General features: G+C 63.2%; 16 protein-coding genes. 1 reads left to right on the forward strand and 15 read right to left on the reverse strand.

Translation table 11 applies throughout. From position 1 onward, the window contains the following. Nucleotides 1-41: 41 nt before the first annotated feature. The 15 genes from rpmE to B215_RS0109400 form a co-directional block, all read right to left on the reverse strand. Nucleotides 42-272, reverse strand: a complete 231-nt coding sequence (gene rpmE, locus B215_RS0109330; protein ID WP_019369383.1) for a 50S ribosomal protein L31 — start codon at nucleotides 270-272, stop codon at nucleotides 42-44. 84 nt (nucleotides 273-356) lie between these two features. Continuing rightward, nucleotides 357-569, reverse strand: coding sequence for a hypothetical protein (locus B215_RS0109335; RefSeq protein ID WP_019369384.1), 213 nt, complete (start codon nucleotides 567-569; stop codon nucleotides 357-359). A gap of 19 nt (nucleotides 570-588) precedes the next feature. Then, nucleotides 589-1,068 carry a 3-hydroxyacyl-ACP dehydratase FabZ gene (fabZ, locus tag B215_RS0109340; protein WP_019369385.1) on the reverse strand — a complete coding sequence of 160 codons (480 nt, stop codon included), beginning with the start codon at nucleotides 1,066-1,068 and terminating at the stop codon, nucleotides 589-591. After that, entirely contained in the window at nucleotides 1,065-1,847 is a 783-nt protein-coding gene (locus tag B215_RS0109345) for an OmpH family outer membrane protein (RefSeq protein ID WP_236704443.1), read from the reverse strand. Before B215_RS0109345 ends, fabZ begins: the two co-directional genes overlap by 4 nt. A 2-nt stretch (nucleotides 1,848-1,849) precedes the next feature. After that, nucleotides 1,850-4,585 (reverse strand): outer membrane protein assembly factor BamA, encoded by a 2,736-nt coding sequence (gene bamA, locus B215_RS0109350; protein WP_019369387.1) that lies wholly within the window; start codon nucleotides 4,583-4,585, stop codon nucleotides 1,850-1,852. 70 nt (nucleotides 4,586-4,655) lie between these two features. Continuing rightward, nucleotides 4,656-5,789, reverse strand: coding sequence for a M50 family metallopeptidase (locus B215_RS0109355; RefSeq protein WP_019369388.1), 1,134 nt, complete (start codon nucleotides 5,787-5,789; stop codon nucleotides 4,656-4,658). Next, the gene (locus B215_RS0109360; protein ID WP_026009124.1) at nucleotides 5,786-6,943 is read right to left on the reverse strand and encodes a 1-deoxy-D-xylulose-5-phosphate reductoisomerase; all 1,158 of its coding nucleotides are present in this window, start codon (nucleotides 6,941-6,943) and stop codon (nucleotides 5,786-5,788) included. Before B215_RS0109360 ends, B215_RS0109355 begins: the two co-directional genes overlap by 4 nt. Continuing rightward, entirely contained in the window at nucleotides 6,940-7,740 is an 801-nt protein-coding gene (locus B215_RS0109365) for a phosphatidate cytidylyltransferase (protein WP_019369390.1), read from the reverse strand. Before B215_RS0109365 ends, B215_RS0109360 begins: the two co-directional genes overlap by 4 nt. Then, nucleotides 7,737-8,405 carry a polyprenyl diphosphate synthase gene (uppS, locus tag B215_RS0109370; protein ID WP_050990162.1) on the reverse strand — a complete coding sequence of 223 codons (669 nt, stop codon included), beginning with the start codon at nucleotides 8,403-8,405 and terminating at the stop codon, nucleotides 7,737-7,739. Before uppS ends, B215_RS0109365 begins: the two co-directional genes overlap by 4 nt. Before the next feature lie 108 nt (nucleotides 8,406-8,513). After that, nucleotides 8,514-9,071 carry a ribosome recycling factor gene (gene frr / locus B215_RS0109375; protein WP_019369392.1) on the reverse strand — a complete coding sequence of 186 codons (558 nt, stop codon included), beginning with the start codon at nucleotides 9,069-9,071 and terminating at the stop codon, nucleotides 8,514-8,516. Nucleotides 9,072-9,107: 36 nt separating this feature from the next. Then, nucleotides 9,108-9,836 carry a UMP kinase gene (pyrH, locus tag B215_RS0109380; protein WP_019369393.1) on the reverse strand — a complete coding sequence of 243 codons (729 nt, stop codon included), beginning with the start codon at nucleotides 9,834-9,836 and terminating at the stop codon, nucleotides 9,108-9,110. Nucleotides 9,837-9,954: 118 nt separating this feature from the next. Next, nucleotides 9,955-10,884, reverse strand: a complete 930-nt coding sequence (tsf, locus tag B215_RS0109385; RefSeq protein WP_019369394.1) for a translation elongation factor Ts — start codon at nucleotides 10,882-10,884, stop codon at nucleotides 9,955-9,957. An 82-nt stretch (nucleotides 10,885-10,966) separates the two neighbouring features. Then, nucleotides 10,967-11,722, reverse strand: coding sequence for a 30S ribosomal protein S2 (gene rpsB, locus B215_RS0109390; RefSeq protein WP_019369395.1), 756 nt, complete (start codon nucleotides 11,720-11,722; stop codon nucleotides 10,967-10,969). Between the two features lie 435 nt (nucleotides 11,723-12,157). Next, nucleotides 12,158-12,988, reverse strand: coding sequence for a CDP-diacylglycerol--serine O-phosphatidyltransferase (gene pssA / locus B215_RS0109395; protein WP_026009125.1), 831 nt, complete (start codon nucleotides 12,986-12,988; stop codon nucleotides 12,158-12,160). Then, entirely contained in the window at nucleotides 12,985-13,713 is a 729-nt protein-coding gene (locus B215_RS0109400; protein ID WP_019369397.1) for a phosphatidylserine decarboxylase, read from the reverse strand. The genes pssA and B215_RS0109400 overlap by 4 nt, the downstream gene beginning before the upstream one ends. 201 nt (nucleotides 13,714-13,914) lie before the next feature. Between B215_RS0109400 and B215_RS0109405 the strand changes: the two genes are divergently transcribed. Beyond that, on the forward strand, nucleotides 13,915-14,538 hold the full coding sequence (locus B215_RS0109405) for a class I SAM-dependent methyltransferase (protein WP_026009126.1): 624 nt from the start codon (nucleotides 13,915-13,917) through the stop codon (nucleotides 14,536-14,538). Nucleotides 14,539-14,581: the final 43 nt, after the last annotated feature.

A 14,581-nucleotide genomic window follows, 5' to 3' on the forward strand; every position in this document is an offset into this window, starting at 1 on the left:
GCGCCTTGTAGCTTGGGCGGGGGCCGGGAGCCCCTCCCCGATTACTTCTTGCCGAGCGAGAGGCCGCCGAAACGCTTGTTGAAGCGCGCAACCTGGCCGCCCTGATCGAGCAGCTGGCCGCGGCCGCCCGTCCAGGCCGGGTGCGCGAGCGGATCAATCTCGAGCTGCATGAGATCGCCTTCCTTGCCCCAGGTCGAGCGCGTCTCGTAGACGGTGCCGTCCGTCATCTGCACCTTGATCATGTGATAATCGGGATGCGTGTTCTGCTTCACATCAAATTCCTTAGAAAAGCCGCCGGTTTCCGACCGGCAGTGGACGCGCGCGCCTAGCAGAGCCGAGCGTCGCGCGCAACCTTCTTACCGCACCCGCCACCAGCGGCGGAACGCAACGACCGACCAGATGGCCTCCACCACGCCGAACGGCCAAGCCCCCTGCAGGAAGCCATAGGCCGAGCCGAGCAGGCAGGCTGCGGCGAACCCCAAAACCCACCCATGCGACCGGGCTTCCATCGCATAGGTGACGAGCATCGCCGTTACCGCGAACAGGCCGAACCAGGTTAGCCCGTCCAAGCTTGATCCCCTGATCGGATCAGGCGCTCGGCGGATCGGCGATCATGGCGGTGAACTCGCACTCGGCCGCCAGTTCGCCGTCGATCAGTGCCTTGCCGGCGAATTTGCACACGCGCGCGCGCTTCTGCACGAATTCGACGTGAAGCTTGAGCAATACGCCCGGCTCCACCGGCTTGCGAAACTTCACGTTGTCGATCGCCATGAAGTAGACGAGCTTGCCAGAGCCGGCCAGTCCCAGGGATTCGACCGCCAGCACGCCTGCCGCCTGAGCCAGCGCCTCGACAGTGAGCACGCCCGGCATGATCGGACGCCCGGGGAAATGCCCCTGGAAGAAGGCCTCGTTGATCGTCACCGCCTTCACCGCGACGATCGACTGGTCGAGAATGAGTTCCTCGACGCGATCGACCAGCAGCATGGGAAAGCGGTGGGGCAGCGCCGCCATCACCCGCCCGATATCGAGCGGGCCGATGTTGCTGCCCCCCTGCCCTGCCTCGCTCACCGCGGTTCAGGCTTCGCCGGACGGGTGGTGGTAGCGGCGGGGCGCGCCGCCGGGACGCTGCCCGCAGGTGCGGCGGCACCCGGCGCGGCGGCGGCGCCCTGTTGCTGCTGCTGCTGCGCGCGCATCGCCGCCATCTGGTAGGCGCGGCGCTTCAGTTCGTTCACCTGCTGCTGGAACTGCACGGTCCGCTGCTGCGGCTGCCAATTGGCTGGCGGGGTGATCGCAACCGTCGGCGTCTTGTCCAACTCAGCAACCATGGCGTCGCTGATGTCGACCGCATCCGGTGCGTACACAATCGCTTCCGGCTGCAGGATCACGTTGATCTTGCGGGCGTTCACCACGCCGATCTGCGCGGCATCGTACAGCTGCAGGATCTTCTCGAACGCGAACAGCTCCGCCAGGATCGACGGCATCTGCAGTTTCTGAATCTCTTCATTCGCCTGCGTCTGCAGGGTCATGAGCTGGGTGTAGTTCGGATCCTTGCGGGCAGAGGCTGCCTGCTCCTCGGCTTCCGAAACCTGGCCGTCCTTGTTCGTGTCGATCGTGGTCAGCAACGGACGCGCGTCGGTCTGGAACTTGGTCTGGCGGGCCTGGATCTGATCGCGCACCGGCTTGTAAGTGGTATCGAGCTGCGTCTCGGCGGTGGTGAACGCCTTGGAGCGGGTGATCACTTCCATCTGATTGACGGTGGCAATGCCGGCGACCTGGGCCGATGCCGGGAGCGCGGCGATCATCGCCGCCGAGGCAGCCAACGTCGCCGCGAATACACGGTGCTTCATCATTAGAACTGGGTCCCTACGTTGAAAGTAACAAGCTTCTTGTCGTCGCCCGGCTGGCTGAGCAGTGCTTTGGCGATGTCAATACGCAACGGGCCGAACGGCGAATTCCAGTTGACCCCGAAGCCGATCGAAATGCGCGGCCTGGCCGTGCTGCCACGGAATACCTCGTAAAATGGTGCAGTCGAGTTGAGCGCGCGGGTGTTGACCGAGGTGCCCAAGCAAGGATCGCCGGCCGACGCAGCGTAACCGATCGTACACCGGGTGACCTGACCTTGATAGGTCCCGGTCGTGACCTGGTACAGCGGAGTACCGTCGGTATCGTTGAGCGGGGGCTGCAGATAGGTCGGCGACCCATCGGTGTTGTACAAGAGCTTCCCGCTGGAATCCGTGGCTTGAATGAAGAAATTGTTGATCGTCGGCTTGCGGATCGAGAACAGCGAACCCGCCATGATGTAGACCGACGGTCGCAGGCCGAGCTCCGCTGCACCCGATCCCAGCGGGAGCTCGAGTTCGGCCTTGGTGAGGTAGTAAGCCTTGCCGCCCAGCGCGTCGTCGACGAACTGGTCGCGCGCGCTGTTCAGCACCTGTGTGCCGCTCGCCGCATCTCCCGTATAGAAGAAGCGCTGAACACGCGGGCCGACGCCCCGGATGTCAAACCCACGGAACTGCGGTTCGCCCAAATAGAAGCGGTCGATAATGCGGACTTCGGAGCCGTCGAGGCTCTTGATCACGCCGCCCTCGCCGCTCAGCGAGAAGACGAAGCCGCTACCCAACCCCCAATACTTATCCGCATTCGCCTTCCCGCGGATGTAGCGGACATTGCCGCCCAGACCGGCCACGTCCACTCCCAACGACACGCGCTGGCCGCGGGTGGGACGCAGGCGACTGTTGAGACTGTCATAGATCATCGACACGCCCACCAGCGAGGTCAGTCGGTTGCCGACGGAGTCACAAAAGTAGCGGCCTGCCCGGATCGGGTCGCACTGACCGTTCGTGTAGAACTGCGCTTCGTCCAGCGTCACATCGTCCTTCGACAGATAGTAACGGCCTGACAGCGTCCAGTATTCAGTGAGCGGCAGGCCCGCCACGAGCTGGAAACCCGTCGAAATTTGCCGATAGGTCGTGTTGCGCGTGTTATTTTGCAGGAAGTTGAAGCTGTTGTAGTCGCGACGGAAAACCGTACCGCCCAGGGCGATATTGCTATCGAACAGATAGGGCTCGGTGAAGCCGAGCTCAACCGACTTCGAATAGCTGGAATAATCAGCGGAAATGCTGACGGTCTGCCCCATGCCGCGGAAGTTGCGTTGGCGGATCGAAGCCTGCAGGATGAAGCGCTCGAGGCTGGAGAAGCCGGCGGAAAGCGTCAGTTCGCCGTTCGGCCGCTCTTCGACGTTGGCGCCGAGCACGATGCGGTCGGGCGACGAGCCTTCGTTGCGCTCGATCTCGAACTTGTCCTGGAAATAGCCGAGACTGTTGATGCGGTCCTGCGATCGCTTGACCAAGAAGGTGTTGAAAGCATCACCTTCCGCAACACGCATTTCGCGACGGATCACCTTGTCCTGCGTCTGGCGGTTGCCGGTAATGTCTACGCGTTCGACATAAGTCCGGTTCGCCTCGCCGATGTGGAAGTTCATCGACATCGTCAACGCATCCTTGTTGCGCTGAAAATCCGGACGAACATCTGCAAAGGCATAGCCGAACAGACCGGCGGTTTCGCTCAGCTGTTCAACCGTGTCTTCCACGGCCTTGGCATCATACCATTGGCCTTCCTTGATCGGCAGCGCCGCAGCCAGCTTCTTGTCGTCGAAATCGCGGATCGCGCTGTCGACCGTCACGGGGCCGAATTTGTAGCGGGGACCTTCCTCCACCACATAGGTGATGATGAAGTCCTTCTTGTCCGGCGTCAGCTCGGCTACGGCCGAGATCACCCGGAAATCGGCATAGCCTTGGGTCAGGTAGAATTGGCGGAGCTTCATCTGGTCATATGCCAGACGGTCCTGGTCATACGAGGTATTGGAGCTGAGCAGATGCGTCAGACTGGCCACCTTGGTGGCCATCTGCCCGCGCAGCTTCTTGTCCGAAAATACGTCGTTGCCGATGATATTGATCTGGCGGACCTTGGACTTCGGGCCCTCATGGATTTCGAAGATCACGTCGACGCGGTTCTGGTCAAGACTGACCATTTTCGGCTCGATGCGCGCCGCGAAGCGACCCTGGCGCCGATATAGTTCGACGATGCGCGCGATGTCGGCGCGCACGGCCGTTCGCGTAAATATCTGACGCGGCCGAAGCTTGATCTCTTTGTCGATCTTGTCCTGCTTCAGCCGCTTGTTGCCTTCAAACACGACGCGGTTGATCACCGGGTTCTCGCGAATGCGGATCACCAGGTTGCCACTCTCGACACCTTCGATCGCCACATCGGCGAGAAGGTCCGACGACAAAAGGTCCTTGATCGCCTGGTCGACGGTTTCGTTGGTATAGCTGTCGCCAACCCGTAGCCGCGTGTAGCTGAGCACCGTCTCAGGCTCGATGCGCTGCGATCCTTCGACCCGCAACGACTTGATCGTTCGCGCCACTGCCGGCGTGGCGGCGGGCGCGGGCGTGACCGGAGCGGCGGGCGCCGGCTGCGGTGCGGTCTGCGCACACGCCGGGCTCACCAGCCCCGACAGGATCGTACCTGCCAACAGCGTCGCCGTCGCCCGCGCGCCTAAATTGCTTGCCTTAATCGCAGTCACCATCCCACCCCAGTCGGAATCCAAATTCAATGTAAGTTCGCGCGGAGCATCAAGCCGCCCTGCCCGAACCCCTTTAGCCGATCAAGCCGGCGAGATTTTTCCACACACCGAAAGCGCCCAAATCATTGAGTGTAACGAACAGCATGAGCGCGAGGATCGCAATCAGGCCGCCGCGAAACGCCCATTCCATCACATACGGCTCCACCGGGCGCCGGCGTACCGCTTCGACTGCGTAGAACAAGAGATGACCACCATCCAGCACCGGGACTGGCAACAGGTTGATGAATCCGAGATTAATGGAGACGAGCGCAATCAGGAACGCGAATTCGATCGGCCCCAAAGACAATCGTTCGCCCGAAACCTGCGCGATCTTGAGTGGGCCACCCAGCTCGGAAACGGAGCGACGGCCCGTGAGGATCTGCCCCAGGCCATCCACCGTCATTCGCACGATATCTGCGGTACTGCGCAGGCCCACCAAGGGCGCTTCCAGCACGCTCACCGGCACCTGCACCGATTGCGCGGCACCGATACCGAGCTGCCCGATGCGGAATTCATTGCCGAATCGGTCGCGCTCAAGGCGCGTGCCGATCACTGCATCGAGGCTTCGCGTCGCGCCGCCGCGAACCAGTTCGATGCGAACGGGCTCGTTGGGCCGCAGCTGGGTATATTGCACCATATCGGTGTAGGTCGCGACCGGACGCCCACCCAGCGCCACGATGCGATCGCCGGGCTGCAATCCGGCCATCGCGGCCGGACTGCCGGGCACAACCGAGCCGACGACCGACGGCGTCCGGTTCTGCCCGAACAGCATTGCGAAGGCAGACAAGATCACGATGGCGACGAGGAAGTTAGCGATTGGCCCGGCCGCGACGATGATTGCACGTTGCCAGAGCGGCTTGGCCTGGAAGGTCTGCGCCCGTTCGCGCGCCGGCAGTTGTAGCCATTCGGGCGACGGCTGGCTTGCAGGGTTCATGTCGCCGGCGAACCGCACATAACCGCCGAGCGGCAGCCAGCCAAACTTCCAGCGGGTACCGCGGCGATCAGTGATGCCGGCAACTTCCCGCCCGAACCCGATGGAGAATTCCTCGGCCTTCACGCCAAAGGCGCGGCCGGCCAGATAGTGGCCCAACTCGTGCAGAAAAACGAGCGGCCCGATCACCAGCGCGAACGCTAGAACGGTGAACAGGAAGCCGGGTGTCTGGATCAAGCGACGCAGTCCTTCACTCGCTCAACCGCGTAACGCCGCGCCTCCGCATCGATCGCCAATACGGCATCGAGCGTGTCGGGTGCAGCCGGGTCATAGCGCGTTAGCGTATCGGCAGAGATTGCGGCAATTTCAAGAAATCCGATCCGGCCAGCAAGAAAGGCGGCCACGGCGACTTCATTGGCGGCGTTGAGGATCGCGGGGCGCGCACCGCCGGCCTTCAGCGCGCTCATCGCAAGGGCAAGCGCCGGGAAGCGATCCAGGTCCGGATCTTCAAAGTCGAGCCGTCCGACGGCGGCAAGATCCAATGGCGCGCAGGCGGTCTCCATGCGATCGGGCCAGGCGAGCGCATAGGCGATCGGCGTGCGCATATCGGGCGTGCCAAGCTGCGCGAGCACCGATCCGTCCACATATTCTACCATCGAATGCACCACCGACTGGGCGTGGACCAACACCGCCAGTTGCTCGGCCGCGACAGGAAACAGGTGGAACGCCTCGATCAGTTCGAGCCCCTTGTTCATCATCGTCGCCGAATCGACGGAGATCTTCGCGCCCATCGACCAATTGGGATGCGCCACCGCCTGTGCGGGGGTGATATCGCGCATCGCTTCCCTGGGCGTCGCGCGGAATGGGCCGCCGCTGGCCGTGAGGATGATTCGCCGGACGCCCTTGGGCGCCGTGCGATCAAGGCACTGGAACACTGCATTATGTTCCGAATCGACGGGCAACAGCGTAGCGCCGTGCGCGCGTGCCGCCGCCATCATCACCTCGCCCGCCGACACGAGCGATTCTTTATTTGCCAATGCCACCGTACCGCCGGTTTCCAGCGCCGCCATGACCGGCTTCAGCCCGGCGGAACCGACGATCGCCGCCATCGTCCAATCGGCGCCCATCCGCGCGACGTCACACACCGCCTGGGCACCGCCCAGCGCTTGCACTCCGGTGCCCGCCAGTTGCTCCTTCAGTTTCGGCAGGCACGTCTGGTCGGCAACCACAGCATGGCGCGCGCGGGTGCGGATCGCGGCGGCGGCTAGCTTATCGACATCGCAATTCGCGGTTAGCGCCAAAACCTCGAAGGCGTGCGGATTGCGCTCGATCAGATCGAGCGTCGACGTGCCCACCGATCCCGTCGCCCCAAGAACCGTGACGCGCTTCACCACCAGAAATCTCCCAGAACCACCTGATGATGGATCGCGAAAAACAGCACGGCGACGGGGGCCGCAAATACAAGCCCGTCGAGCCGATCGAGAACGCCACCATGGCCCGGCAGCAGATTGCCGGAGTCCTTGACCCCCGCAACGCGCTTCAGATGGCTTTCGTACAAATCGCCGACCTGCGAGGCGACCGCAACGATGGGCGCAACCGCAACCAACCACCAGCCGATCGCCGAACCGGGCGCCAGCCAAGCAAATGCCGCCGAAAATCCAATCGACGCAATGAGGCCACCGATGAACCCTGCCCAGGTCTTGTTCGGACTGATATCGGGCGCCAGCTTGGGGCCACCGATCGCGCGGCCGGCGAAATAGGCGCCGCTATCGCACACCCACACCATTGCCATCGTCCAGAGCGTTGCGGCGAACCCCTGCGGATGCTCCCGGAGCAGCAACAAGGCGAGAACCGGCAGCCCGACATAGACCTGCCCCCATGCCAACTTGCTGTTGCGCGTGACGATGGCGACGAAGAAGAAGGCACCAAAGATCATGCCCAGCGCCAGAAAGCCGGGCCCTGCCGCCGCAGGACTGAGGATCGCGAGCGGCACGCTCAGCACATATTGTGAGAGCCGGCGCTTATCCTGATCACCCGCCAACAATACCCATTCGCCGATCATCAGGATCGCCATCACAGCGACGACCAGCCAGAAGCCATATCCGCCAGCCCATAGTGCAGCGAGCGCCAAGCCCACCAGCGCCAGCCCGACTACGGCACGCTTGGGCAGATCAGAGTTTTTGCTCACAGGCCGCCGAAACGCCGCTGGCGCCGCCCGAACTGCGCAAGCGCATCGGCGAGCGTCCGCTCATCGAAATCGGGCCAAAGCGTGTCGACGAACAGCAATTCGGCATAGGCTGCCTGCCACAGCAGGAAATTCGACAAGCGCTGTTCGCCCGAGGTGCGGATCAGCAGATCGAGCGGCGGCAAGCCGGCGGTTTCCAATTCGCTCTCAAACCGGGCTTCGTCGATCGCGCTCGGATCCACCGTCCCCTCGCGCGACTGCTGGGCCAAGCGACGCGCTGCTGCAAGGATCTCTGCCTGAGCGCCGTAGTTCAACGCGATCACCAGCGTGGGCCCTGGATTGTTGGCGGTCTGCGCGATCGCGCCGTCGATCAGGGCAGCAAGATCCGGAGACAGCTGCCGCCAGTCACCGATGACGCGCAGCCGGACACCCTCTGACACTAGTTCGTCAAGCTCGCTGGCCAGGAACTGGCGCAGCAGCCCCATCAGCGCGCCGACCTCCTCCTCTGGACGACGCCAGTTTTCGGAGGAGAAAGCGTAGAGCGTCAGCACCTCGATGCCGAGCGTGCGGGCGGCCCGCGCTACCCGGCGCACCGCTTCGACGCCCTGGCGATGGCCCGCGATGCGCGGCAGCAGCCGCTTCTTCGCCCAGCGGCCATTGCCATCCATGATGATCGCGACATGCCGGGGCGGCAGCACTTCACCGCCGGAGGCAGAGGCCAACTTAACGGCCACTGCGCCTTGCCTCGATCGCAGCCACAGAAATGCCGGGGCGGATCACTTGCCCAGGATTTCCTTTTCCTTGGCAGCCGCCGCCGCATCGATATCGGCGATGGTAGCGTCGGTCAGCTTCTGGACCTCGGTTTCGTGCCGCTTGCGATCGTCTTCGCCGAACACGCCCTTCTTTTCGTCGGTCTTCAAATTGTCCATGCCGTCACGGCGCACGTTCCGCACGGCAATGCGGGCTTTCTCGGCATACTGATTGGCGAGCTTGGCGAGTTCCTTGCGGCGCTCCTCGGTGAGGTCGGGAATCGGCAGGCGCAGCGTCTGTCCGTCGACGATCGGGTTGAGACCGAGGCCGGCCGAACGGATCGCCTTGTCGACCGGGCCGACGTTCGACTTGTCCCACACCTGCACGGAAAGCATGCGCGGTTCAGGGACCGAGACAGTCGCTACCTGGGTGATGGGCATCTGCGCGCCATAAACCTCGACGGTCACCGGATCGAGCAGCGAAGTGGAAGCGCGGCCAGTACGAAGACCGACGAGGTCACTCTTGAGCGATTCCACGGCGCCGGCCATGCGGCGCTCCAGGTCTGCTTTGTCGTAAGCGGCCATTTTCGGCTCTCCTTGTAAGATCCGTTGAGAAGAAAGTTATGCGGCGTTCGCGCTCTGGACGATGGTCGAGGTGCCCTCGCCCCGAAGCACTGAAGCGAGGTTCCCCTCGCCACGGATGTTGAAAACGACGATCGGTATGTGATTGTCCCGGCACAGCGCCACCGCGGAAGCGTCCATCACCTTCAGATTATCGGCGAGAACCCGATCGTAGCTCAGCGTGTCATAGCGGGTCGCGGTCGGCACCTTCTTGGGATCGGCATCATACACGCCGTCGACCGAAGTGCCCTTGAACAAGGCATCGCAGTTCATTTCCGCTGCGCGCAGCGCGGCAGTAGTGTCCGTCGTAAAGAACGGCAGGCCGGTGCCCGCGGCGAACAGCACGACCCGGCCCTTCTCCATGTGCCGTTCGGCGCGGCGGCGGATATAGGGTTCGCACACGCTCGCCATCGGGATCGCCGACTGAACGCGGGTATCTACCCCAACCTTCTCCAGAGCATTTTGCATCGCCAGCGCGTTCATCACCGTGGCCAGCATACCCATATAGTCGGCGCTGGCGCGGTCGAAGCCCTGCGCCGCGCCGGCAAGGCCACGGAAGATATTGCCGCCACCAACTACCATGCAGATTTCCAGGCCGCTGTCCTTGGCCTCCTTCACTTCCAGCGCGACGCGCTCACAGGTTTCGGGATCGATGCCGAACTGGCCCTGACCCATCAGGACCTCCCCGGATAGTTTGAGAAGGATGCGACGGAAGCTCGGAGCGGTCATGGAATTCCTGTTTGGCAAGCGGACAGCGAAGCGGCGCGGACCCTAGAGGAGCCGCGCCGCGCGAACAAGCGGAGATGCCGGGATACGCAGACGGCGCAGCGAGTCCCGGCGTCTTCGATTACTTGGTGAGGCCGGCCGTCGCCGCCACTTCGGCAGCGAAGTCGCTCTCTTCCTTCTCGATGCCTTCGCCGAGCTGGAAGCGGACATAGTCCTTGAGGACGATTGCCGAACCCGCGTCCTTCGCAGCCTTCGCGACGACGTCGGCGACCGGTGTCTTGCCATCCATCACGAACAGCTGGCTGAGCAGCGCATTTTCCTTGGCGAACTTCTTCACCGCGCCATCGACCATCTTCTCGATGATTTCCGCGGGCTTGCCGCTCTCGGACGCCTTTTCGGCTGCGATCGCACGCTCACGCGCGAGCACGTCCTGATCCAGGCCGCTCTCGTCCAGCGCCAGCGGGAAGGCGGCAGCGATGTGCATCGCAAGCTGCTTGCCCAGCGGCTCGAGCACGTCGACACCGGCTTCCGATTCGAGCGCGACGAGCACGCCGATCTTCCCGAGGCCAGGCGCGGCTGCGTTATGGACGTACGGTATCACCGCGCCATTCGCGACTTCGACCTTCTTGGCGCGACGCAGCACCTGGTTCTCGCCGATCGTGGCGATGTTGGCGGTCAGCGTCTCGTCAACGGTCTGGCCCGACGCCATCTTGGCAGCCTTGATCGCGGCGACATCATCACCGGTCTCCAGCGCCAGCGCCGTCGTTTCGCGGACGAAGTTCTGGAAGATCTCGTTCTTGGCGACGAAGTCGGTCTGCGAGTTCACCTCGACGGCAACGCCCTTGGTACCGGCAACGGCCAGGCCGACCAGGCCTTCGGCGGCGGTGCGGCTCGACTTCTTGGCGGCAGCGGCGAGGCCCTTGGCGCGCAGCCAATCGGCAGCGGCTTCCATGTCACCGTTGGTTTCGGAGAGCGCCTTCTTGCAATCCATCATGCCGGCGCCGCTCTTTTCGCGGAGTTCCTTGACGGCGGCTGCAGTGATCTCGGCCATGTCTCTATTCCTCAGTTAAAAGTCGGGCGGAGCAGTGCGTGCGCCCTGCCCCGCCCCGATTACGGTTCGATGACGCGGGCGATCAGCCTTCGACGGCTTCCTCGACCGGCGGCTGCTCGGCAGCACCGAAGTCATAGCCCTGCTGCATCAGCGCTTCGCGGCCGCCACGGGTCGCGGCGATGGCGATGGCTTCGCAGTAGAGGCGGATGGCGCGGCTGGCGTCGTCATTGCCCGGAACCGGGAATGCGATGCCGTCCGGCGAAACGTTCGAATCGAGCACGGCGACGACGGGGATGCCAAGGGTGTTGGCTTCCTTGATCGCCAGCTCTTCCTTGTTCGCGTCGATCACGAACATGATGTCGGGGATGCCGCCCATGTCGCGAATGCCGCCGAGCGAGAGCTCGAGCTTGTCACGCTCACGGGTGAGCTGCAGCACTTCCTTCTTGGTGAGGCCATGCGTGTCGCCCGACAGCTGCTCCTCGAGCGTCTTGAGGCGCTTGATCGAGTTGCTGATGGTCTTCCAGTTGGTGAGCATGCCGCCCAGCCAGCGGTGGTTGACGAAATGCTGGCCCGCACGACGCGCGGCCTCGGCGATCGGTTCCTGCGCCTGGCGCTTGGTGCCGACGAACAGCACCTTGCCGCCGGCGGCGACGGTGGAGCTGACGAACTCGAGCGCGCGGGCGAAGAGCGGAACGGTCTGCGACAGGTCGATGATGTGAACGCCGTTGCGATCACCGAAGATGTAGGGCTTCATCTTCGGGTTCCAGCGATGGGTCTGGTGACCGAAGTGCGCGCCCGACTCGAGCAGCTGCTGCATGGTGACGACAGGTGCCGCCATAGGGATAACTCCTTCCGGTTGGTCCTCTGGGAAGCGGGAATTCGGAATCGCTCCGAACACCGGGTTATGATGCTTCCCATGCGGGGTTGAGGGGGGCCGCTTAGTCGATTCCAGCGGAACGCACAAGCTGGAACATCAATGGAACATCCCTTGACGTGAGAACATGGATGGAACATAAAGCGATCATAACGCGGTCAGCGGAACAGGCCGAACTCTGGTGAGTTCGGGTTTCTTGGGTTCCGCTGGGATCGGCGTTGAAGATCAGGAGCCGGGTAATGACTGGATTCGCTGTCTTTTTTCTGTTCGGCGTCGCCTTGGCGGTCTCTAGCTGGACGCTATTCACCAGCCTTCGTGTGCAACTCTGCCGCTTTCGCGAGCTATCTGCTAGTTACGGATCTGTTGCGGCCCCCGCGCCGACGCCGCGCCTGACGCGGATCAGGGCGCGGACGTTCCCGGCTCGGATGCCGAGAGCGCATCAGCTGCCCGCAGCAGCTTGACTCGTCGATACGAGCGCACGCTGAACGGGATCGTGAAGAGGTATGCCAGCGCGACGACAGCCAATGTCGTCCATGGCGCCGATACAAGTGCCGCAGCCAGCACGACCAAGACGGCAATCGCTTCGAACCGGACCTGCTGACGCAGGCGAATGGCCGGCCCGAAGGTTGCGATACTCGAAATCATCAGAATCGCTACCAGGACCATCCAACCCGCTACCAGAATCGGTGAACGCGTCGCGGACTCGCCCGTCCATAGCCAGAGGTATAGCGGCGTAAGTGCAAGACCAGCGCCTGCGGGTGCGGGCACGCCAGTGAGGAAGCCGGCGGATTTATGCGGCTGCTCGGCGACGTCGATCTGGGCGTTGAAGCGGGCGAGGCGAAGCGCGCAGAACAGCGCATGCAGCAGCGCTACCAGCCAGCCCAGCCGGCCTAGTTCTTCCAGCGACCACAGATACAGGATCAGCGCCGGGGCGACGCCGAAGGAGATCGCGTCGGAAAGACTGTCTAGTTCCGCACCGAAGCGGCTTTCCGCGCGAACCAGTCGAGCGATTCGCCCATCGATGCCGTCCAGCACAGCCGCCGCCAGCACCATCAGTACCGCCGCTTCCCAATTTGCTAGAAAGGCGAATCGAATACCAGTCAGGCCCGAACAGAGCGCTAGGGCGGTTACGGCGTTGGGGAGCACCGCACGAAGCGGAATGCCACGCGGCAACGCCGGGGTGCGTCGCCGGGAAGGCCCGCGCCGGACGCGCGGGCGCGGGTCCGTCATTGCGCCACCCCGGCGGCGCTCGAGGCGTTACGCCGCGCGATAATGGTCTCGCCGGCGATCGTACGCTGGCCGAGAATCACCTGCGCCGCATATTCTTCTGGCAGAAAGACGTCGACGCGGCTGCCGAAGCGGATGAGACCGATGCGCTGGCCCGCCACGACCATATCACCTGGCTTGACGAACGCGACGATCCGCCGCGCGACGAGCCCCGCAATCTGGGTGAAGCCGATACGCAGCCCGTCCCGGTCCTCTACCACCATGTGCTGCCGCTCATTCTCGTCGCTCGCCTTGTCCAGGTCGGCGTTCATGAACTTGCCGGAGATGTAGATGACGTGCCGGATCGTGCCGGTGATCGGCGTGCGATTTACGTGCACGTCGAACACGCTCATGAAAATGGACACGCGCACCATCGGGGCATCACCCAAGGCATGGGGGCCAGCCAGTTCGCGCGGCAGCGGAACCCGCTCGATCATGGTGATGAGCCCGTCGGCGGGAGCGACCAGCACGCCTTCTTCCAACGGAGTTACGCGCACAGGATCGCGGAAAAAGGCAGCGACGCCCAGCGTCAGGAAAATCAGGGGCCAGGTGAGGACGTCCCACACCCAAAGGCTAACCAGTGCGACCGCCGCGGCGATCAGCACATATTTGCGGCCTTCAGGATGGATATCGGGGAAACGCCATTTCACCGTCGAGGTACCGACCGGAGGCTTGTCGAGCGATGTCATGTTTACAGGTGTAGCCGGGTCCCTGCGGATTTCATAGAGGCCGGTCACGGTTCGCGGGGCCGGGCGCGGCAACAATTGACCGTTCCCGCGTTGATACGTCCGCAGGCCGGCGGGATGCAGGTTTTGACGCGGCTCGCTTGCATGTTCGCGCGATTTTGCGCAGGCGATGTCTTTGAAACGTCATTTCTCGTAAGGAAGCCCATGCCCCCTTCGACTGCCGCAGCAAAGCGCCGGAGCGCCCGCCGCAGCCGCCCCGCCGGCGTGCCCTCGCCTTGGATGTTCTTTCTGCAGCAATTCCTCAAGCGCCCGGTCATGGTTGGCGCGGTCGCGCAGTCTTCGGGCCGGCTGATTCGCAAAATGCTCGATCGCGTCGATTGGGCCAACACGCGTCTGTTCGTGGAATATGGGCCGGGTGTGGGAACCTTCTCGCGACCGATTCTCGATCGCCTGGGGCCAGACGGCAAATTGATCGTGATCGATACGAACCCCGATTTCGTCCGCTATCTGCGTCAGACGATCGACGACCCGCGGTTCGTAGCCGTACTTGGTTCTGCTGCAGACGTGAAGAAAATCATTCGCGACAATGGCTTCGAGCATGCCGATTTCATCGCTTCCGGTCTGCCCTTTTCGACACTTCCCGACGGCATCGGCGATGCAATCGCCAAGGCAACGCACGAGATTTTGCGCCCCGGCGGCGCCTTCCTCGTCTATCAATACAACCCCAATGTACGAAACTTCCTGACCCCACATTGGCAGAACATCGAACACGATATGGAATGGTGGAATATCCCGCCTGCTCAGCTCTGGTGGGCCTGGAAGGACTGAGGGAAGCGCAAAGCGGGGATCGAACGCTTGATCCCCATGGGCC

This window comes from Sphingomonas sp. ATCC 31555 (assembly GCF_000282895.1).
Classification (GTDB): Bacteria; Pseudomonadota; Alphaproteobacteria; order Sphingomonadales; family Sphingomonadaceae; genus Sphingomonas.